General features: G+C 74.1%; 13 protein-coding genes. 7 read left to right on the top strand and 6 right to left on the bottom strand.

What is annotated here, in order from left to right; translation table 11 throughout:
- Nucleotides 1-63 precede the first annotated feature (63 nt).
- The 4 genes from PUR61_RS21860 to PUR61_RS21845 all read right to left on the bottom strand — a co-directional run bounded on the left by PUR61_RS21860 (nt 64) and on the right by PUR61_RS21845 (nt 8977).
- Entirely contained in the window at nt 64-816 is a 753-nt protein-coding gene (locus tag PUR61_RS21860) for a DUF7158 domain-containing protein (RefSeq protein WP_329880947.1), read from the bottom strand.
- The gene (locus PUR61_RS21855) at nt 813-5111 is read right to left on the bottom strand and encodes an NEW3 domain-containing protein (protein WP_329880946.1); all 4299 of its coding nucleotides are present in this window, start codon (nt 5109-5111) and stop codon (nt 813-815) included. The genes PUR61_RS21860 and PUR61_RS21855 overlap by 4 nt, the downstream gene beginning before the upstream one ends.
- 51 nt (nt 5112-5162) lie before the next feature.
- Nucleotides 5163-7625: an endo-beta-N-acetylglucosaminidase gene (locus PUR61_RS21850; RefSeq protein WP_329880945.1), complete on the bottom strand. Its 2463-nt coding sequence runs from the start codon at nt 7623-7625 to the stop codon at nt 5163-5165.
- Between the two features lie 239 nt (nt 7626-7864).
- Complete coding sequence (locus tag PUR61_RS21845; protein ID WP_329880943.1) at nt 7865-8977, bottom strand: LacI family DNA-binding transcriptional regulator; 1113 nt, start codon at nt 8975-8977, stop codon at nt 7865-7867.
- Between the two features lie 171 nt (nt 8978-9148).
- Between PUR61_RS21845 and PUR61_RS21840 the strand changes: the two genes are divergently transcribed.
- The 7 genes from PUR61_RS21840 to manA all read left to right on the top strand — a co-directional run bounded on the left by PUR61_RS21840 (nt 9149) and on the right by manA (nt 19328).
- Nucleotides 9149-10438 (top strand): ABC transporter substrate-binding protein, encoded by a 1290-nt coding sequence (locus PUR61_RS21840; protein WP_329880941.1) that lies wholly within the window; start codon nt 9149-9151, stop codon nt 10436-10438.
- Nucleotides 10439-10536: 98 nt separating this feature from the next.
- Complete coding sequence (locus PUR61_RS21835; RefSeq protein ID WP_329880939.1) at nt 10537-11409, top strand: carbohydrate ABC transporter permease; 873 nt, start codon at nt 10537-10539, stop codon at nt 11407-11409.
- Nucleotides 11410-11412: 3 nt separating this feature from the next.
- Entirely contained in the window at nt 11413-12381 is a 969-nt protein-coding gene (locus PUR61_RS21830; protein ID WP_329880937.1) for a carbohydrate ABC transporter permease, read from the top strand.
- Between the two features lie 104 nt (nt 12382-12485).
- The gene (locus tag PUR61_RS21825; protein WP_329880936.1) at nt 12486-13802 is read left to right on the top strand and encodes a glycoside hydrolase 5 family protein; all 1317 of its coding nucleotides are present in this window, start codon (nt 12486-12488) and stop codon (nt 13800-13802) included.
- Between the two features lie 51 nt (nt 13803-13853).
- The gene (locus PUR61_RS21820) at nt 13854-16904 is read left to right on the top strand and encodes an alpha-mannosidase (RefSeq protein WP_329880934.1); all 3051 of its coding nucleotides are present in this window, start codon (nt 13854-13856) and stop codon (nt 16902-16904) included.
- 106 nt (nt 16905-17010) lie between these two features.
- On the top strand, nt 17011-18012 hold the full coding sequence (locus PUR61_RS21815; protein WP_329880932.1) for an ROK family protein: 1002 nt from the start codon (nt 17011-17013) through the stop codon (nt 18010-18012).
- A 20-nt stretch (nt 18013-18032) separates the two neighbouring features.
- The gene (gene manA / locus PUR61_RS21810; protein WP_329880930.1) at nt 18033-19328 is read left to right on the top strand and encodes a mannose-6-phosphate isomerase, class I; all 1296 of its coding nucleotides are present in this window, start codon (nt 18033-18035) and stop codon (nt 19326-19328) included.
- Nucleotides 19329-19489: 161 nt separating this feature from the next.
- On the opposite strand, the gene PUR61_RS21805 is transcribed toward manA, so the two are convergent.
- Both PUR61_RS21805 and PUR61_RS21800 read right to left on the bottom strand, forming a co-directional pair.
- Nucleotides 19490-20125 carry an acyl-CoA thioesterase gene (locus PUR61_RS21805; protein WP_329880928.1) on the bottom strand — a complete coding sequence of 212 codons (636 nt, stop codon included), beginning with the start codon at nt 20123-20125 and terminating at the stop codon, nt 19490-19492.
- The gene (locus tag PUR61_RS21800; protein WP_329880926.1) at nt 20122-20451 is read right to left on the bottom strand and encodes a hypothetical protein; all 330 of its coding nucleotides are present in this window, start codon (nt 20449-20451) and stop codon (nt 20122-20124) included. Before PUR61_RS21800 ends, PUR61_RS21805 begins: the two co-directional genes overlap by 4 nt.
- Nucleotides 20452-20553: the final 102 nt, after the last annotated feature.

Genomic DNA, 20553 nt, shown 5'->3' with positions numbered 1-20553 from the left:
CCGGATTTCCTGCCGCCGCGCCCCCGGCCGAGGAGGCACCGGGGGCGCGGCCGCCCGGGGTGGTCAGTGGCGGTGGTGGTTGTCGGGTTGGGCGGGGTCGCCGGGGTGTTCGAGGCCGGGGACGAGGGTGAGGCGGGTGGCACGGGCGTGGTCGAGCCAGCGGACGAAGGCCGCGCGACGGACGGCCGCGAGGACGGTGGCGGCGGGATCGGGGCGGTCGGGCCGGTCGGTGGGCGGGTCGGGCGGCGTGGTCCGGCGGGCGGCGGTCCAGCCTCCGGCGGTGACCCACGTGTCCGGGGCCGCAGTGCGGAGGGCCTCCGCCAGGGCGAGCGGCAGGGTGGCGGGGTCGGCCTCGCACGTGCCGCCGTCGGGGAAGGCGAGGTGCCACCCGGTGGGCGTCGCGGCCGGTCGGGTCATGGCGTCGTAGTGGGCGACCTCCTCCGCGGTCGCGGCGACGGCGGCGGTGACGGCCTCGTGGACGGCCCGCACCGCCGCGCTGCCCTCGTACGCGGCGGCGGTGACGGAGCCGAGTTCGACGGCCGCCTGCTGGTCCAGGCGGTCATGGGTGGCCTCGGGGAGGACGGACAGGCCGCGTTCGGCGGCGACCGCCTCGCAGAGCGCCTCCGTCAGCAGCACCTGCGCGACCCAGCGGGCCAGTTGACGGTCCTCCCCGCTGCCGGGCCGCGGCAGGGCGGAGGCGCGCGGGCCGGTGCGGAGCGCCGCGAGGCGGCGGTCGAGGCCGGTGCGCGGCAGGGGCCGGCCGTCGAGGAGTCCGAGCGCCGGGGCGTCGGCGGGCGCGGGCGGGATCGCGGTCACGGCCCGACCACCACCGCGACGGTCGGGGCGTACTGGCAGCGGCCGAACCACATCACCTTGGCGAGCACCCAGTAGGCGCCGGGGTCGGCGTCCTCGGGCGCGGTGAGGGTGAACTCCTCGACCGACGAGGCCCCGGCCGCGAGGGTGAAGCCGCGGACCGGCGCGCCGACCGCCTCCCAGGTGCCCCAGGGCGAGACGAGCTGGAGTTCGCCGCGGATCTCGCCCCGGGTGCGGTTGACGAGGCGGACGCCGAGGGCGGCGCCGACGCCGGGGGTCAGCCGGACCGACGCGGTGGCCGCCTCGACGGTCAGGCCGGTGTCACGCCCCTCCACGGACCGGGTGCCCTGGGCGGCGGTCCAGTCCTCGGGGGTGTCGCCGGGCACCGGAAGGATCTCCGGCAGGTCGCCGACGGCGACGGTGACCACGTCCTCGACGTCCTGGCCGTCGTGCGTGAGCCGGACCGCGGCGAAGTACAGGCCGGGGGCGGTACCGGCGGGCGGGGTGAGGGTGACGGGGAAGCGGAGGTGTCCGCCGGCCTCCAGGCGGTAGGGGCGGGCGCCGAGGCTCGCCGCCCACCCGTCGGGCGCGAGGATCCGCGCCGTGCCCTCGACGGTGGCGTCCCGCAGGTGGGAGGAGAGGGCCGCCGAGAGCGTGACCGGCTCGCCCGCCGTCCGCAGCAGGCCGGGCGAGGCGCCGACCGAGAGCGGGAGGTAACCGAGCGGCGCCGGGCCCCGGTTGTGCAGCCAGTAGCGGGCGTGCACGGGCTGGGCCGCCTCGGCGACCGGGCCGAGGACCGGGCCGCCGGCCGGCTCCGCCACCGCGGGGCGGGCCAGCACGGTGGCGATCCGGGATCCCGCGAGGTCCGGATCGGCCGGGCCGGTCGGCCGCTCCAGCAGGTCGGCGGCGTGCAGGTCGGTCAGCCCGAGGGCGCCGCCGAGGGTGACGGCCGCGCCGAGGCCGGTGGACTCGACCAGCCGGACGGCGAGTCGGCCGTCCCAGGGGGCGGTCGAGCCGTGCGCGATCGGGTTGCCGGCCGGCTTGAGCGCGCCGAGCAGGGTCCGGCGGGCCGGCTCGACCCGCAGCCAGGAGAGGGTGCCGGGCAGCGGGCCGTCCTGGGCGGGGGCGAGCCGGGCGTACAGCGGATGGGTGAACTCCTGCCCCTGGGCCGGGAGTTCCTGCTCCCGCCAGTCACCCGGTCCGCCGGTCAGCGCATAGTGGAACTCGTGGGTCCAGTGCTGGAGTTGGAAGGAGGCGCCGTCGGGCAGGGTACGCCGGGGCGGGTCGATCCAGACGCCCGAGGGCCACCCGGTGCAGGAGCGCATCAGCGAGAGGTGCAGCGCACCGGTGGCATCGACGGCGAAGCCGGGCAGACCGAAGCTCAGCAACGCCGCGGTGTGGTCCACGAGTTGTTCGGTGTCGGGGAGAGGCCCCGGGCAGGCGGCGGCGATCCGGGCGTCGGCGAGGTCGGCGGTGAGCGGGGCCGGGTCGGTGACGACCAGGGCCGGCAGGGCCCTCAGGTCACGCAGGTCCGCGCCGGGCTGCCAGACCTCGGCGAGCGGGGTGCGGGCGGGCACCCAGACGGCGCCGCGCTCCTTCAGGACGGCCGCGTACTCCGCACCCACCCGGTCGAACAACTCCCGGGTGGCGTCGTTGGTTTCCGGTCCGCCGAGGAGGATCCGGAAGTCCGGCAGGTTGGAGTCCACGTCGAGCCAGCCGTACCGGGCCCAGTCGGCTCCGGAGGTGGTGGCGGTGACTCCGACCCGGGCGAGCGCGACCACCAGCTCCCGCGCGTCGGCGGCCGACGCGAGATCGGGGACGATCACCTCCGCGACGCCGAGCGCGCGATCGCCCAGCACCGCGCCGGAGACCGGATCGGTGAGCGTCACCCGGGCCGTGGCGCCGAGACCGAACCAGGTGTTGGCCGGGTTGTCCAGGGTCCAGGGCGCCTCGGCGGAGTCGACGTCGGGCAGGGCGAAGCCGCGTCCGACGACCGCGCCGGCGACCTCGCTGACCGGCAGGGCGCCGGGCAGGTCGACGGGGAAGCGGAGCCGCAACAGCCGGTCGGCGCCCGTGTAGTCGACGACCCTGGTCCGGCAGTCCACCCGGTCGAGGCCGCGCCACAGCGTGACGGTCTGCTCGTACCGGAGGCCCCGGGCCCCGGCACCGGCACCGTCATGGGGCGCGGTATCGGTGACGGTGCCGCGGACGACCAGTCGCTCGCCGAGCGGTCCGGTCTCGCGACGGACCTCGGCCGGCTGATCGCCGGAGCCGGCCACCGGCCCCCTGGGGACGAGGTGCCAGGGGCCCTCGCCGAAGTCGGGGTGCTGCGGGTACTCCTCGTAGACCCGCAGCTCGTTGCCGATCCGGCCGTCCTGGATCAACTCCCTTCCGTGCAGGAGGTCCTGGACGGAGGAGAGGCCGCCGCCGCGCGCCGGGTCGGCGGTCACCCGGTAGCGGCCGTTGGCGATGGTGAGGCCCTCCGCGACGGACCAGGCCGGGTCGCCGCCGCCGGCCGCCGAAGGGACCAGCCGCCAGGTACGCCAACCGAGCGCCGGCACGTCCTCGGCCAGGAAGCGCAGGGTGCCGCGGTCGACGGCTCCGGGCACCTCGGCCCCGGTGTCGTCCAGCACGCGGACGCCCGGGCGGCCCTCCCCGTCGACGGTTCCCGGGGGCAGCCGGACGGCCACCAGGTCGGTCCGGTCGAAGGAGAGCGTGTTGGTGACCACCACGGCGTCGCCCTCCCCCGTCGTGGCGATCCGGGCCGCCAGCGCGTCGAGCGCCCGGTCGCGGACGTCCGCCGCCAGGTCGTACGCCTCCCGCCAGCCGCCGAGCAGGTCCAGGTAGACCTGGTCGGACTCGGAGCCGGTGATCGCGTCGTGGTGCGCGCCGTAGGCGAGTTGGCGCCAGACCTTGTCCAGCGCGGCCGACGGGTACCGCCCGAGCCCCTGCACGACGGCGAGGGTGGCGAGCTTCTCGGCGTCGACGGCGGCCACCTCGGCCGCCCGCTGGGCCTGCTTGGTGTCGATGTAGGAGACGTCCTTGCCGGTGTAGACCGGGTTCATGTCGCGGGTCTGCGGGCTGGGCCGGCGACCGGTCTCCGCCAGCTCGGCGCGGACGGCGTCCAGGAAGTCACGCGGGGTCCCGCAGACGAAGCGCGGCCACAGGTACCTGCCCGCCCAGGAGCGGTGGATCTCGGTGACCCACTTGTTGGGCGGGGTGTAGTCGGTGCCGACCGGCAGCAGCAGGTTCCTGGTCGCGCCCACCGGCTTGAGCTTCCGGTACAGCTCGTAGACGGCCTGCTCGGCGGTGGCGAGGTCGGCGGAGGAGTCCATCCACCAGCCGGCCGAGTAGTGGTGCGGCATGTAGTGGGTGAGCACGCCGTCGCCCGAGGGCGCGATCCACTCGAACTCGCTGGGGAACTGCATGACCCGCGCGTCGTCCTTGGCCTCGCGGAAGTTCTTCTGGATCGGGCCCCACTGGTGGAACGGACCGCGCGCCCAGGCGCTCCCGGTGAGCCCGGCGGCGGCGAGGTGGCCGGGGAACTGCGGGTCGTGGCCGAACACGTCGAGCTGCCAGGCCGTCCGAGGGTCGCCGCCGAGGATGTCGCGCTGGTAGCCGATGCCGTGGACGATGTTGCGGATCGTCGTCTCGGCGCCGGTGAGGTTGGTGTTCGGCTCGTTGTAGGTGCCGCCGACGAGTTCGACCTGGCCGCGGTCGAGCAGCAGGCGCAGGCTCGCGCGGCGCTCCGGGTGCTGGTCGAAGTACGGCTTCAGGTAGTCGACTTCGGCGAGCACGAACGTGTAGACCGGGTCGCGCAGCGCGAGGTCCAGGTGGGCGTCGACGAGGGCGAAGCCGTTGCGCTCCCAGAGCGGCCGGGTGGTGGCGTCGGCGGAGAGGAGCTCCCAGGGCGAGGTGTAGGCGGCCTGGGTGTTCCACCACACCGGGTCGTAGTGGAAGTGCGGGACCATGAACATGGTCCAGCCGGGCTCGGCGACCTCGACGACGCCCTCGGCGCGGGCGCCACCGGTCCCGGCGCCGGCGTCGGTCCCGGCGGCGCCGGGGGTCGCGCCGAAGGCCGTGACCTCGACGGCGAGTCGGGCGCCGACCGCGGCACCGGTGATCTCCAGGGGGACTTCGACCAGCCCCGTGCCGGACATCTCGCCGCGCACGCCCGGGCCGGTGACGGCGATCCGGGCGGGCGGGCCGTCGAGGGTGACCCGCAGCAGCTGCCGCGGGGCCTCCTCGGGTCCGACGAACAGGTCCGTGCTCTCGACGGCGGTGATGGTGACCGGCACGGGGGCGGGTCCTTTCCTCGGTGGGGCGGAGATCCGGGCGTGTCCGACGCCCTACGCGCCCCAGGCCTCGAACTCGTAGACGCGGGCGGCGGGATCGGTGCCCTGGGTCGGCCTGGTGACCACCAGCCGGACGTACCGCGCGGTGGTGCTCACCGGGTGGGTGGTGGTGCCCGCGGTGTTGCCGGTGACGGTGGTGACGGTGGTCCACGGGTCGGTGTCGGCCGAGCGGACCTGGACCGTGAAGTCGCGGGTGTTGAAGCTCGCGCTCTCGCCACCGGCCTGGGCGTGCCTGACCACGAACTTCGACAGCGCCTTGGCCGAACCGAGGTCCACCTCAAGCCACTTGCTGCTCCCGGTGGTGCACCACTTGTCGCCGTTGCCGCCGTTGACGGTGCCGTTGACGGCCTTGGCCGGGCCCTCGCCGGTGTTGCACTGGCCGGAGGCGGCGGCCGGGCGGTTGAGCGCGAGGTTGCCGCCGGCCGGTGGGGTGCCGGTCCACGAGACGGTGGTGGCGGCGGCGGTGGAGCGGCCGTACTCGGTGGAGACGGCCTCGACCTCGATCACGGTGTTCGCCTCGGTGCCGACCCGGTCCAGCCGGTTGACGTAGTAGGCGTCGGAGGGGGTGGCGCCGAGGTAGCCGCGGGTGCCGTCGGCGTTGCGCCGGTACAGCTCGTAGTGGTGCACGGCGCCGCTCGTCGAGGGTGTCCAGGAGAGCCGGAGGGACTGGCTGGCGCCGGCCACCACGTCGCTCGCGCCGAGCACGGTCAGCCCGCCGGGTGCGCCGGGCGCGTCCACCGCGCCGTCGTACAGCGCGAGTTGGCCGATCCTCACGTCGTAGGAGGGGTTCGAGCCGGCCGCCTGGAGACCGATCTGGGCGATGGTGCGGCCCGCGTAGGCGGAGAGGTCGAGGGTCTTGCGCTCCCATCCGGTACCGGAGTTGCTCCCGAGGTCGAGGGTGGTGAAGGTCGTCGGCGCGTCGGTGAAGGAGATCGCGGCCTTGAGGCCGGTGGCTCCGGCGGCCGGGGTCCTGACCACGACCGAGAGCTTGCTGTCGGCGGCGACCGGGAGCCTGGTCTGGTAGAGCCGGACGGTGTTGACGGCGTTCAGGTTGCCGGTCAGCCGCAGCGAGGAGCCGCCCTCGTAGGCGTCGGTGAAGTCGACCGACGGGGTGAGCCTGGCGCCGGTCGAGGAGACCAGCCACTGGTAGGTGGGCGGGACGTCCTGGAGCGAGAGGTTGTTCCAGCCGCCGGTGGCGACCCGGGTGCCGGCCGCGTTGTGGAAGTCGCCCTCGCCGGAGGAGAAGTTGGTGACGAAGGGCTTCGCGGTGATCGGGGTGGACTCGGCGACGTAGCTCGCGAGGCCCTTCCAGCCGGACGAGGTCGAGGTGTTGGAGGGGTCGTTGTTGGCGCCGACCCAGTAGCGGGCGTCCTTGGCGAGGAAGTCGGCGCGGTCGGCGGCGGACTTCCAGGTCCACTCGGGCCGGTAGAGGCCGAGCGAGGTGGTGTGCGGGCCGTTGGCCGGGAAGAGGCTGTTCCAGTCCACACCCGTGTTGTAGCCGTTGGCCTCGGTGTCGATGCCGGAGTAGAGCTCGTACTCGCTGCGGCCGAGGCCGCGGGCCAGGGTCCGGGAGGAACCGAGCCCTCCGGACGACCAGTTGAAGTTGAGGAACATCGAGTCGGAGGTGCGCCGGGCGCCCTCCTGGAGGAAGGCGTCGTTGGCGGAGGTCAGCGCGTTCTGCCAGTTGACGGGCCCCGACTCGGTCATGGCGTCGTACCACATGAAGTCGGTGGCGGTCTGCGCCCTGGTGTACTGCATGAGGTTGCGGATCTCACCGGCGAGGGCCGAATCGCCGCCGCCGGTCTCCTGGTTGATGAACCATCCGTCGAATCCGTAGTACTGGGCGGCCTGGGCCAGCTTGTCGGCGACGGGGTAGCGGGAGCCGGACTTCTGGACGAAGTCGCGGACCCACTGGAGCTGTCCGCCGTACGCGGCGGGCGGGAAGAAGACGGTGCCGTAGACCTTGACGCCGTTGCGGTGGGCGGCGTCGATGACGGTCGGGTTGGGTGCCAGGATCAGACCTTCGCCGGCCGAACCGCCCCAGAAGACCAGCTTGTCGACGTACTGCCAGTAGCCGAACGCGTAGTAGTGGGGGTCGGCGGACCCCTGGGAGGGGTTGTTGGAGGTGGGGCCGAAGGAGACCAGGGAGGCGATCTTCCCCTCGCCGGCCCGGGCGTTGGGGTTGGCCCTGAGCGCCGGGTCACCGGTGCGCGGCTGGAGGGGGACCCGGGAGCGGTTGAACCGGGCGTCCGGATCGGTGGCCGGGTCCCAGTTCAGCAGGGTGTTCGGGTACCAGTAGGAGGCGTAGGGCTGGGTGCCGGCGGCGGCGTTCGCCGCGGCGGGGGCCGCCGGGGAGGGGGCGGCGGGGGTCGGGGCAGCCTGGGACGCGGTGGGTGCGGTGCCCAGGGCGGCGGCCCCGAGAGCGGCGCTCAGCAGCAGGGATATCCGTCGTGACATGCGGTGGCTCCGATCGCGCGGAGGAGGGTGGGGCGGACCGCCCGGAAGGGGGCGGGCCCGGGGGTGCATGCGTGCGTGGTGATGCCGGGCGTTCCTGCGGCCGGAGGGCGCGCGGCTCTGGGGCGGCGTGAAGGACGCGCGGTTCCAGGTGCGTACGGACCGGCGGAGTGACCGTGGGCGGTTCGGCGGACGCCCGCCCACGGTGGCGCGCCGAGCGGGGGTCGCTCGGCGCAGCGAGGCTAAACCGGTTCAGAGCCGCTGTCAACGGTGCCCGCGAAGGCCACCCCGGAGGGTGAACCTGCCCCCCGCGCCGGGCCGGTCGCGGCCGACGAACCCGCCCCGGGCGGCGAGGTGGACTCGCGGACGGTCAGCCGGGGGGTCGGCATCTGCAGGTCCCGGCCGGGCCCGGCGTCGTCGATCACCGCGAGCAGGCTGCGCGCGACCTGCTCGCCGAGCGCGAAGGTGTCCCGGCTGAGCGCGGTCAGCGGCGGGTGCACGATCCGGGCGAGCACCGAGTCGTCGAACGAGACGATCGACAGCTCGCCGGGCACCGCGACGCCCATCTCGCCGGCCACCCCGAGGCCGGCCACCGCCATGACGTCGCTGTCGTAGACGATCGCGGTCGGGCGTCTGGGCCGGGAGAGCAGGGCGCGGGTGGCGGCGGCCCCCTCGGCGTCGCTGAAGTCGGTCGGCACCGAGAGCGCCTCCTCCAGGCCGAGCCGCCGGGAGGCGTCGCGCAGCGCGCGGATCCGCCGCTGGGTGTGCTGGAAGTGCGGCAGCCCGGCCAGGTGGGCGATCCGCCGGTGTCCGAGGGCGGCCAGGTAGTCGACGATGGAGAGCATCGCCTCGCGGTCGTCGGCCCAGATCCGCAGGGGGCCGGCGCCCTTGCCGGGGCCGCCCAGCACGACGGCGGGCAGGCCGAGTTCCTCCAGGACCGCGAGCCGCGGGTCGCGCAGCTGGAGGTCGACCACGATGAAGCCGTCGACGCGGTGCTCGGAGGTCCAGCGCCGGTAGACCTCGATCTCGGCCGCGGTGTCCTCGACCACCATCAGGTGGAGGGCGACGGAGCGGGCGGAGAGCACGGCCTGGAGGCCGGAGAGCAGCTGGCTGAAGAACGGCTCGACGCCGATGGTCCGGGCCGGGCGGGCGATCACCAGCCCCACCGCGTCGGACCTGGCCCCGCCGAGGGCGCGGGCGGCGCTGTGCGGCCGCCAGTTCATCTCCTCGGCGACCCGGAGGATCCGGGCCCTGGTCGCCTCGCTCACCCCGGGGCGCCCGTTGAGCGCGAAGGACACCGCGCCCTTGGAGACACCGGCTTGGCGCGCGATGTCGGCGATCGTCGGTCTGCCCACGGGTTCCGACTCCTCTCTTGACATCCAAGTTTAGGCGGGAGCATAGTCCCTGGCATAGCTAGACCGGTTTAGTAAGACAGGTTCCACAATCCGGCGCAATCCCCGAACCACCCCCCAGCACGATCCCCGAAGACGCATCCCCCACCCATTCCCCAGGACCGGGAGACCCTCATGCGAAGAATCTGGGCGGCAGTGACGACGGCGGCGGTGGCCGCCACCGTGCTCACCGGCTGCGGACTGAGCTCCGACGACAGGAGCGACGACACGGCGGCGAAGGTCGCCGCCGCCACCGGCGAGGTCAAGGGCAAGGTCTCGCTCCAGACCTGGGCGCTGAAGCCGAAGTTCACCGCCTACGTGCAGGGCGTGATCGACGGCTTCCGGCAGACGTACCCGGGGGTCGAGGTCGAGTGGCTGGACCAGCCGGGCGACGGCTACTCCGCCAAGGTGCTCAGCCAGGCCGCCGCCGGGACCCTTCCCGACGTGGTCAACCTCCCGCCGGACTTCGCCCTCCCGCTGGCCGGGCAGAGCCTGCTGCTCGACGTGGCCAAGGCCGATCCGAAACTCGCCGAGGAGTACGTGGCCGGCGGTGTCGACGCCTACCGGTTCGCCGGCCAGGACGGCACCTTCGGCTACCCGTGGTACCTCAACACCGATGTGAACTACTGGAATTCGGAACTGCTGAGCAAGAACGGGCTGGACCCGAAGAACCTCCCCGGCACCCTCGACGAACTGATCGCCCAGGCCCGGACCATGAAGGAGAAGTCCGGCGGCTCGACCTACCTGATGAGCCGCAAGCCGGGCCTCGGCGACCTCGTCAACGCGGGCGTCAAGGTGATGGCCGACGACGGCAGGTCGTTCACCTTCAACACCCCCGAGGCCGCCGCGCTACTGGACAAGTACCGCGCCGCGTACCAGGACGGGCTGCTGCCGAACGACGTCCTCACCAACACCTACGCCGGCAACTCCAAGCTCTTCAACGCCGGCACGGCGGCCTGGACCACCGGCGGCGGCAACTTCATCAGCAGCCTCGCCACCGACAACCCGACCCTCGCGCCGAAGATGCTCTCCTCCCCGGCGATGGGCACCCCGCCGCTCTACGTGCAGGGCCTGTCCATCCCGAAGAGCACCAGGAACCCGGCCGCCGCGGTGGCCCTGGCCCGCTGGGTCACCAGCGCGGAGAACCAGGCCAGGTTCGCCCAGCTGACCAGCATCTTCCCGTCCACCAAGACCTCGGCCGGCGACCCGTTCTTCAGCAGGAGCGACGGCACCAACGCGGGCGACGCCAAGGTCGTCGCGTTCACCTCCCTCGCCAAGGCGAAGATCCTCCAGCCCGTCCAGGTCGACGACGCGATGAGCACCGTCATCAACCAGCAGATCGCCCTGGCGATCAGTGGGGACACGAGCTCCAAGCAGGCCCTGGACACCGCCGTGGAGCGGTGCAACCAGCTGCTCAAGGGCTGATCCCGCACCGGACCGACCGGTACCGGCGGCGCGGCGGCACCCCCGGGCCGCCGCCCGCCGGGAACGACCCGCACCGCTCGCCCCAGGAAGGCATCGGCATGACCCACCGGCGTTGGTTCACCCCCTGGCTGCTCGCCGGGCCCGCGATCATCTGGCTGGCCGTCTTCAACCTCTGGCCGGCGATCAACACGGTGATCCTCTCGTTCACCAATGCCAAGCCCCTGGGCGGCGGGCACTTCACCGGCCTCGACAACTACGAACGCGCTTTCAGCGACGACCAATTGGCGGACGCCCTGCTCAACAGCACCGTCTACCTGCTGATCTGCCTGCCGCTGCTGACCGTGCTGCCCCTGCTGCTCGCCCTGCTGGTCCGGCGCAAGCTCCCCGGCATCACCGTCTTCCGCACCGCCTTCTACACCCCGGTCGTCGCCTCCGCCGTCGTGGTGGCCCTGATCTGGGGCTGGGTGCTGGACGACCGCGGCCTCGTCAACGGCGTGCTGCGGCAGACCGGGCTGGCCGACTCCCCGGTCCCCTTCCTCACCGACCGCTGGCTGCTGCTCTTCAGCGCGATCGCCCTGACCACCTGGAAGGGCCTCGGCTACTACATGGTGATCTACCTGTCCGCCCTGGCCAACGTCGGCCGCGAGCTGCACGAGGCCGCCGCCGTCGACGGCGCGGGCAGCGTCCGCCGGTTCTGGCACGTCACCCTGCCGGGCGTGCGGCCCACCATGATGCTGGTCTCGGTACTCATCTCGGTCTCCGCGCTGCGCGTCTTCTCCGAGCTGTACGTGCTCTCCAACGGCACCGGCGGCCCCGGCGGCCGGGACATGTCGGTGGTCATGCTGATCCAGATGTACAGCCGCGGCTTCACCGGCCACCTCGGCTACGCGTCGGCGCTCAGCCTGCTGCTCTTCGTCATCACCCTCGGCCCGATGCTGCTCCTGACGCGCCTGAACCGGAAGGCGGCCTGAACCGTGACCCACACCGCCGCCCCCGTCCCGCCGCCCCGGCCCGCCGCCCCCGCTTCCGCCGCCGACCCCGCCACCGCCACCGCCGCCCCGCCCGGCGGGAGACCCGGACCGCGCACCGGCCGCGCACCGCGGCCCCGCAGCCTCCACAACCCCGGCCCGGTCCGGACGGCCGGGCGCTACCTGCTCCTGCTGACCGTCCTCCTGCTCGTCATCGGCCCCTTCCTCTGGCAGCTCTCGACCTCCCTCAAGGGCCCCGACGAGGACGTCTACACCTCGACACCGAGCTTCTTCCCCGAGGACCTCACCTTCGCCAACTACGGCAAGGTCGCCGACACCATCCCGGTCTGGACCTACGCCGCCAACTCGCTGGTCGTCGCCGCGATCGCGATCTTCGGCAACGTGGTCGGCTGCACCCTGGCCGGCTACGCGCTGGCCAAACTGCGCTTCCGCGGCGCCGGACTGCTCTTCGGCCTCCTCCTGGCCACGCTGATCCTGCCCGGCGAGGCGACCATCGTCTCCCAGTACGTCACCGTGCGGGGGCTGGGCCTGGCCAACTCACTGACCGGCGTGGCGCTGCCCGGCGCGATCGCGATGCTGAACGTGCTGCTGATGCGCACCGCGTTCGCCGCCGTACCGCCCGAACTGGACCAGGCCGCGCTGGTGGACGGCGCCAACGTCCGGCAGCGCCTGTGGCACGTCGGCCTGCCGAACGTCCGCGGCATGCTCAGCGTGATCGTGATCTTCACCTTCATCGGCGCCTGGGACGACTTCCTCTGGCCGCTGATCGTGCTCAACGACCCGCAGAAGTACACGCTGACCGTCGGCCTCCAGTACCTGAACGGCACGTTCAGCGCCAATCCCCGGCTGATCGCCGCCGGCACCATGATCGCGTTCCTGCCGATCGTCGTGGTGTTCGCCGTCTGCCAGCGGTTCTTCTTCAAGGGCGTGGAGGAGGGAGCCGTCAAGGGATAGCCCGCCGCCCGCCCGACCCGTCGCCGATCCGTCGCCGCCCCGACCACCCGTCGCCGCCCCGACCGCCCCGCGACGGCCGCACCCACCGAGGAAGCGCACCGAGCATGACCGCCGCCCAGCCCCTCTCCCCGGCCACCGCCCCCCACCCGCGCCCCACCGCCTCCCGGCCGCGCGCCGCACCCCCGCGCTTCGGCGTCAACTACACCCCCACCGCCGGCTGGTTCCACCACTGGCTCGACTTCGACCTCGACGCCGTCCGCGCCGACCTCGACTCGATCGCCGCGCTCGGCCTCGACCACGTCCGGGTCTTCCCGCTCTGGCCGCTCTTCCAGCCCAACCGCACGCTGATCCGCCCGCGCGCCGTCGAGCAGCTCGTCGACCTGGCCGACGCGGCCGGTGAACGCGGACTCGACGTCGCGGTGGACGGCCTCCAGGGCCACCTCTCCAGCTTCGACTTCCAGCCCTCGTGGACCCAGACCTGGCACCGGCGGAACATCTTCACCGACCCGGACGTCCTCGACGGCCAGGCCGAGTACCTGCGCACCCTGGCCGCCGCCCTCGCCGACCGGCCCCACTTCCTCGGCATGACCGTCGGCAACGAGGTCAACCAGTTCTCCGGCGAGCCGCACCCCGACCCGGACCGGGCCACCCCCGGGCAGGTCGAGGCCTGGCTGCACCGGATGGTCGGCGCCTGTGAGCAGGGCGCGCCCGGCCGGCTCCACCTGCACGCCTCCTACGACGCCGCCTGGTACCTGGACGAGCACCCGTTCACGCCCTGGCACTCCGCCCGGATCGGCGCCGCCACCGCCGTGCACTCCTGGGTGTTCAACGGCACCGCGCAGCGCTACGGCGCCCGCTCCACCGCCGCCGACCAGCACGCGGCCTACCTGGTCGAGCTGTCGAAGGCCTGGGCGCCGGACCCGCACCGGCCGGTCTGGCTCCAGGAGGTCGGCGCCCCCGCCCCGCACATCGCCGCCGAGGACGCCGCCCGGTTCACCGGCGCCACCGTCGAGGCCGTCCTGGACTGCCCCGACCTGTGGGGCGTCACCTGGTGGTGCTCGCACGACGTGGACCGCGCGCTGGCCGACTTCCCCGAGCTGGAGTACAGCCTGGGAATCCTCACCACCGACCGGCGGGTCAAGCCGGTCGGCGCCCGGCTGGCCGCCGCCGTCACCGCCGTCCGCGAGGGCTGGCGGTCACCGGCCCCGCGCACCACCGCGGTGGTGGTCGCCACCGGCGACGAGGTCACCGCACCCAAGCGCTCGGTCTGCGGCCCGGGCGGCAGCGTCTTCGAGGCGTTCATGCGCCTGGCCGAGGACGGCGCCCGCCCGACCGCGGTGCTCGCCGAACACGCCGGGGATCCCGCCCACCTGTCCGCCCGGGGCATCACCGAGGTCGTCCACCCGGACGACGTACGCTGACGACCCCTCCCACGTTCGTTCCCCCTCAGTCGCACAACGGAGTCCGCTGACATGCACGATGACCGCAGCCTGGTCGAAGCCCGCCTCAAGCGCGTCCTGGACGAGCGCATCCGCCCGGCGGTCCACCCCGAGTCCGTCCCGCTCTCGGTCACGATCTGGACGGCGCCCGGTGAGCCCGTCCCGGTCGCCGAGGGCCTGGCCGCGCCGCGCTCGCCGATCGCCGTCGGCGACGCCTGGGGTGCGCCGTGGGGCACCAGCTGGATCACCGTGACCGGCACCGTGCCCGAGGCGTGGGCCGGGCACACGGTCGAGGCCCTGATCGACCTCGGTTTCGATGCCAACATGCCGGGCTTCCAGTGCGAGGGCCTGGTCTACCGGCCGGACGGCACGCCCGTGAAGGGCCTCAACCCGCAGAACCAGTGGGTGCGGGTCGCCTCCCCGGCGGCCGGCGGCGAGCCGGTGCTGCTGCACGTCGAGGCGGCGTCCAACCCGGTCATCCTGGACTACCACCCCTTCCTGCCGACCGAGTTGGGCGACAAGGAGACCGCCGGGAGCAAGCCGCAGTACCGGCTGGAGCGGATGGACCTGGCCGTCTTCGACGAGACGGTCTGGCAGCTGGTGATGGACCTGGAGGTGCTCGGCGAGCTGATGGCGGAACTGCCGGCCGACGGCGCCCGCCGCTGGGAGCTGCTGCGGGCGGTCGAGCGGGCACTCGACGCGATCGACCTCCAGGACGTCAACGGCACTGCGGCCGGGGCCCGTTCGCACCTCACCGAGGTGCTGGCCGCGCCCGCCGTGCCGTCCGCGCACCGGATCAGCGCGATCGGCCACGCCCACATCGACTCCGCCTGGCTCTGGCCGCTGCGCGAGACGGTCCGCAAGGTCGCCCGCACCACCGCCAACATGACCGCGCTGCTGGAGGACGAACCGGACTTCCTCTACACCATGTCCCAGGCGCAGCAGTTCGCCTGGATCAAGGAGCACCGCCCCGAGGTGTACGCCCGGGTGAAGAAGGCGGTCGCGGACGGCCGGTTCGTGCCGGCCGGCGGCATGTGGGTGGAGTCGGACACCAACATGCCGTCCTCGGAGGCGATGGCCCGTCAGTTCGTGCACGGCAAGCGGTTCTTCCTGGACGAGTTCGGGGTCGAGAACCAGGAGGCCTGGCTGCCGGACACCTTCGGCTTCACCGGCGGCCTGCCGCAGATCATCCGCAACGCGGGCTCCAAGTGGCTGCTCACGCAGAAGATCTCGTGGAGCCAGGTCAACAAGTTCCCGCACCACACCTTCCTCTGGGAGGGCATCGACGGCACGAGGATCTTCACCCACTTCCCGCCCGTGGACACCTACAACTGCTCGATGAAGGGCAGCGAGATCGCCCACGCGGCACGGAACTTCAAGGACAAGGGCGTCGCCCGGCACTCGCTCGCGCCGACCGGCTGGGGCGACGGCGGCGGCGGCACCACCCGCGAGATGATCGCCAAGGCGGCCCGGCTGCGCGACCTGGAGGGCTCGGCCACGGTGCGCTGGGAGCGGCCGGCCGAGTTCTTCGAGAAGGCCGAGGCCGAGTACCCGAAGCCGCCGGTCTGGGTGGGCGAGCTCTACCTGGAGCTGCACCGGGCCACGCTCACCAGCCAGGCGCGGACCAAGCAGGGCAACCGGCGCAGTGAGAACCTGTTGCGCGAGGCCGAACTCTGGTGCGCCACCGCCGCGCTGCGCACCGGCCACCCGTACCCGTACGAGCAGCTGGACCGGATCTGGAAGACGGTGCTGCTGCACCAGTTCCACGACATCCTGCCCGGCTCGTCGATCGCCTGGGTGCACCGCGAGGCCGAGGCCACGTACGCGCGTCTGGCGGCGGAGCTGGAGGAACTGATCGGCGCGGCCCAGCAGGCCCTGGCCGGGGACGCGGCGGGCGGGTGCGAGCTGGTCTTCAACGGTGCCCCGCACGTCCGTTCGGCGGTGCCGGCGGGCGGGGCGTCCCCGGTGCCGGCGACCGGCGCGGGCGGCGGCTGCACGGTGACGGCGCGCGACGGCGGCGGCTTCGTCCTGGACAACGGCCTGCTGTCGGTGGCCGTGGACGGCGACGGGCTGGTGGTCTCGGCGGTCGACGCGGCGAGCGGCCGGGAGACGGTCGCCCCCGGGGCCCGGGCCAACCTGCTCCAGCTGCACCCCGACTTCCCCAACATGTGGGACGCCTGGGACGTGGACCAGTTCTACCGCAACACCGTGACCGACCTGACCGCGGCGGACGAGGTCGCGGTGTCCGTCTCCTCCCCCGACGAGGCGGCCGTCCGGGTGGCCCGCTCGTTCGGCTCCTCCACGGTGGTCCAGACGCTGAGCCTGCGGGCCGGGTCGCGGCGCCTGGACATCGACACCGAGGTCGACTGGCACGAGACCGAGAAGTTCCTCAAGGCGTCGTTCCCGCTGGACGTGCACACCGAGCGGTACGCGGCCGAGACCCAGTTCGGGCACCAGTTCCGCCCGACCCACACCAACACCAGCTGGGAGGCGGCCAAGTTCGAGGCCTGCAACCACCGCTTCGTCCACCTGGAGGAGCCGGGCTGGGGCGTCGCGCTGGTCACCCCCTCGACGTACGGCCACGACGTCACCCGGGCGGTCCGCGCGACGGACGGCGGGACGACCACCACCGTCCGCTTCTCCCTGCTGCGCGCGCCGCGCTTCCCCGACCCGCAGACCGACCAGGGCGTGCACCGGTTCCGGCACGCGCTGGTGCCGGGCGCGGCGATCGGCGACGCGGTCCGCGAGGGGTACGCCGTCGGCCTGCCGGAGCGCCGGGTGACCGGTTCGGCGGAGGCGGTCCGGCCGCTGGTGGAGCTGGACGAGGCGGCGCTGGTGGTCAGCGCCGTCAAGCTCGCCGACGACGGCAGCGGCGACCTCGTGGTCCGGGTCTACGAGGCCGGCGGCGGGCGGGCCCGGGGCCGGCTCCGCACGTCCTTCCGGCCGGCCGCCGCGGTGCCCTGCGACCTGCTGGAGCGCCCGTGGGACGGCACGCGCGGCGAGGTCGTGGTGGACGGCGACGGCGTCACGCTGAGCCTGCGGCCGTTCGAGCTGGTCACCCTGAGGCTGACGCCCTCGGCCTGATCCTGTTTGCTGTCCCTGTCGACGGTCCGCCCCGTCGCCGTCGCGATCGATCGCCCCCGCCCGGCCCCCGGGCGGGGGCCCGTACCCCGCCCCGGAGCCACCCGCCATGACCGCCCCCACGCCGCCCTCCTCCGCCCGGGCCTCCGCCGCGCCGGCCCCCGACGCGCAGGCGGGCGCCGGCTCCGCCGCCGGGCCGCTGTTCGCCGCACTCGACATCGGCGGGACCAAGATCGCCGGGGCGCTCGTCGACTCCGCGGGGGCCCTCGCGCACCGGGTCCGGTTCCCCACCCCGGCCCGGGACCCCGGCGCCGCCGTCCTCGCCGTCGTGCACCGGGTGCTGGACCAACTGGCGGCCGCCCCCGGGTGGGCCGCCGTCGGCGCCGTCGGCATCGGCAGCGCCGGCCCGGTGGACCTCGGGCACGGCACCGTCAGCCCGGTCAACATCCCCGGCTGGCGCGACTTCCCGCTCACCGCCGAGGTCGCCGCGCACCCCTCCGTCGGCCCCCGCGCCGTCGTCCTGGCCGGGGACGGGGTGGCGATGGCCGCCGCCGAGCACTGGCGCGGCGCGGCACGCGGCGCCGACAACGCGCTCTGCCTGGTCGTCTCCACCGGCGTCGGCGCCGGGCTGGTGCTGGACGGCGCCGTCCGGCCCGGCCCCAGCGGCAACGCCGGCCACCTCGGCCACATCACCGTCGACCTCGACGGCGACCCGTGCCCGTGCGGCTCGCGCGGCTGCCTGGAGGGCCTCGCCAGCGGCACCGCGATCGCCCGCCGCGCCCTCGCCGGGGGCTGGCGCCCGACCGGGGACGACCGCTCCGCCCGCGCCGTGGCCGCCGACGCGCTGGCCGGCCACCCGGTCGCGGTGGCCGCCTACGACCGGGCCGCCCAGGCACTGGCCGCCGGGATCGCCGCCACCGCCTCGCTGGTCGACCTGCACCGGGTGGTGATCGGCGGCGGGGTCGCCGCCGCCGGCCCGGCCCTGTTCGACCCGCTCGCCCGCCACCTGGACCGGTACGCCGCGCTGCCGTACGTCCGCGGGCTCGACGTCCGCCGCGCCGAACTCGGCACCGACGCGGGCCTGATCGGCGCCGCCGCACTCTGCCGCTGACCCTCCCCCGGAGCACCCGCATGCCCACCCCGTCGTCCGCCCCGCCCGCGCACACACCCCCGTCCGCGCCGCCCCCGTTCGCCCTGCTGGCCAATCCCGTGCGCGACTACGCGTGGGGCTCCACCACCGCCATCCCCGCGCTCACCGGCACCCCGCCGACCGGCGCGCCGCAGGCGGAACTCTGGATGGGCGCACACCCGTCCGCGCCGTCGGTGCTCGACGACGGGCACGGACCGCGCCCCTTGGACCGGCTGATCGCCGAGGCCCCCGCGCAGTTGCTGGGGCCGGAGACCGTCCGGCGGTTCGGCCCACGGCTCCCCTTCCTGCTCAAGGTGCTGGCCGCCGACCGGGCGCTCTCCCTCCAGGTCCACCCGACCCGTACCCAGGCCGAGGCGGGCTGGGCCGCCGAGGAGGCCCGTGACGTCCCGCTCGACGCCCCGGACCGGGTCTACCGGGACCGCGGCCACAAGCCCGAACTCATCTGTGCTTTGGGTGACTTCGAGGCGCTCTGCGGGTTCCGCCCGGCCGCAGCGACGGCCGTGCTGTTCGACCGGCTGGCCGTGCCGCTGATCGCCCCGTGGGCCGCGGCGCTCCGGCGGCTCCCCGCCGCGGAGGTGCTGCCCGCGCTGCTGCGGCACGTCCTGGAGGTAGCCCGCCCCGGGGCCGGCGACCTCGCCGCCGTCACCGCCGCCCTGCAGCGGACCGCCGCGGACGGCGGCCCGTTCGCCGAAGCCTGCGCCGGGTACGCCCGCGCCGCCGCGGACCACCCCGGCGACCCCGGGCTGGTCGCCGCCCTGCTGCTCAACCACGTCCGGCTCCGGGCCGGTCAGGCGCTCTCCCTGGACGCGGGCGTGCCGCACGCCTACCTGCGCGGGGTGGGCGTGGAGCTGATGGCCAACTCGGACAACGTGCTGCGCTGCGGCCTCACCGCCAAGCACGTCGACGTCGACGGCCTGCTCGCGGTGACCGCGTTCCGCACCGGCGAGCCGGCCGTACTGACCGCCCGCACCCCCGACGACGGGGGCACCCCGGACGGTGCACACACTCCGGGCGGCGGGATCGAGGAGCAGTTCCCCTCGCCCGCTGCCGAGTTCCGACTCTCACGGCTACGACCCACGGCCGTACCCGTCCGGGTCGACCTGGCGGACGCCCCGCAGATCCTCCTCTGCACCGCGGGCCGTGCCCGCCTCCGCGCCCCCGGCGGCGCCGGCCTCGACCTCCCCCCGGGCCGCTCCGCCTACCTCCGCCCCGGCGCCGGTCCCGTCCGTCTCACCGGCCCGGGCGCGGAGCTCTTCCGCGCCACCGTCGGCGGCTGAGGAGCGGTACGCGCCGGACACCACCTCCCACCCCTTGCACAGGAAGAAGCCCCAGTCGACTTCCTGTGCCCGGCGTCGGCTCACGCGGTGGTTCGGCGCGTGCGGTGGATCGGCGCACGCGATGGTTCGGTGCGCGCGGTGTCCCGGCCTCGCGCGGCGGCTCAGCGCCCGCGGTGGCGGTACGACCCCACCGGGACACTCCGGGTCAGCGCACCGAGACCCGGCAGGCGCCGGCGGGGCCGGTGGTGGGCCGGCACGGGCGCGGCCACCGGACCGCGCGGCGACTTCACCGCCACGCGGGGCGGCTGCGCCGGGCCCTCGCCCGTCGATCCGTCTGCGATCGGCCCCTCGGCCGTCGGGTCCACCGGCTGGAACGCCGAGAGGAAGCTCCGCTCGGACGGGCTGAGCGTACGGGACCGGCCGGACGCCTCGTCCCGGGCCACCACCACCGTCCGCGCCCGCATATACGTCCGCGGGTCGCGGCACACATTCACCACGACATGCGCGGAACTGCGCCCCAGACGTTCAACGCTCAACCGCACCAGCAATGGTTCCGGCTGATGGTGCAGCTGCTCCAGGTAATCGATCTCGTGCCGGGCGATCAGGAATCCGGACGGAAATAGCGAATCCCGGACGGCGACCGCGTGGTGACAGAACAGGTCGTAAATTCCCTCCTGAACGTAGGAGACCAGCCGGGCGTTGTTGATGTGCCCGTTCTCGTCGACGTCGCTCCACCGGGTAGGACAGGCCAGGACGTGCGCGTTGGCGTGCGCCGCGTGCGTGTGCGGCGCGCTCACCGCTGCTTCGGCCCGGCGTCGCCCCGACCGGCGGCGGCAGCCCCGGCGGGCAGCAGCGCCCGCTGCAACCTCGCGTAGTAGACGGCGTGTTCGGACGCCATCCGGGCGGCGGTCCAGCCCTCCTCGGCGGCCTCCGCGGCGGCCTGGACGACCAGGCTGTCGAGCACCCCGTCGACGGCGCGGCAGAGCTCCGCCACCGCCGCGAAACGCTCGGGGACGTCGGCCCCGGAGGCCGCGTCACGGGCCGGGAACGCGGCGAGCGAGTCCACGGCGAGCCGCAGTTCGTCGACGGTGTCCGACCGGTTTTCCGAAAGGCAATTGCGCACAGTTTTCTCCCGAAACGGATACGGCATTGTCTGATGTTCGAACCCAGTGAGTGGTTCGAGTCCCCCCGGCGCCATGGACGCTATCCCAGCCCGGGCACCTCG

The sequence above is a fragment of the Streptomyces sp. BE20 genome (assembly GCF_036322525.1).
GTDB lineage: Bacteria > Actinomycetota > Actinomycetes > Streptomycetales > Streptomycetaceae > Kitasatospora.
This window is presented reverse-complemented; position numbering and strand designations above follow the sequence as displayed.

Bases quoted from the DNA above. Each gene is read 5' to 3' on its own strand.
- PUR61_RS21850 (WP_329880945.1), bottom strand. From the start codon at position 7,625: ATGTCACGACGGATATCCCTGCTGCTGAGCGCCGCTCTCGGGGCCGCC.
- manA (WP_329880930.1), top strand. From the start codon at position 18,033: ATGCCCACCCCGTCGTCCGCCCCGCCCGCGCACACACCCCCGTCCGCG.
- PUR61_RS21815 (WP_329880932.1), top strand. From the start codon at position 17,011: ATGACCGCCCCCACGCCGCCCTCCTCCGCCCGGGCCTCCGCCGCGCCG.
- PUR61_RS21835 (WP_329880939.1), top strand. From the start codon at position 10,537: ATGACCCACCGGCGTTGGTTCACCCCCTGGCTGCTCGCCGGGCCCGCG.
- PUR61_RS21840 (WP_329880941.1), top strand. From the start codon at position 9,149: ATGCGAAGAATCTGGGCGGCAGTGACGACGGCGGCGGTGGCCGCCACC.
- PUR61_RS21825 (WP_329880936.1), top strand. From the start codon at position 12,486: ATGACCGCCGCCCAGCCCCTCTCCCCGGCCACCGCCCCCCACCCGCGC.
- PUR61_RS21820 (WP_329880934.1), top strand. From the start codon at position 13,854: ATGCACGATGACCGCAGCCTGGTCGAAGCCCGCCTCAAGCGCGTCCTG.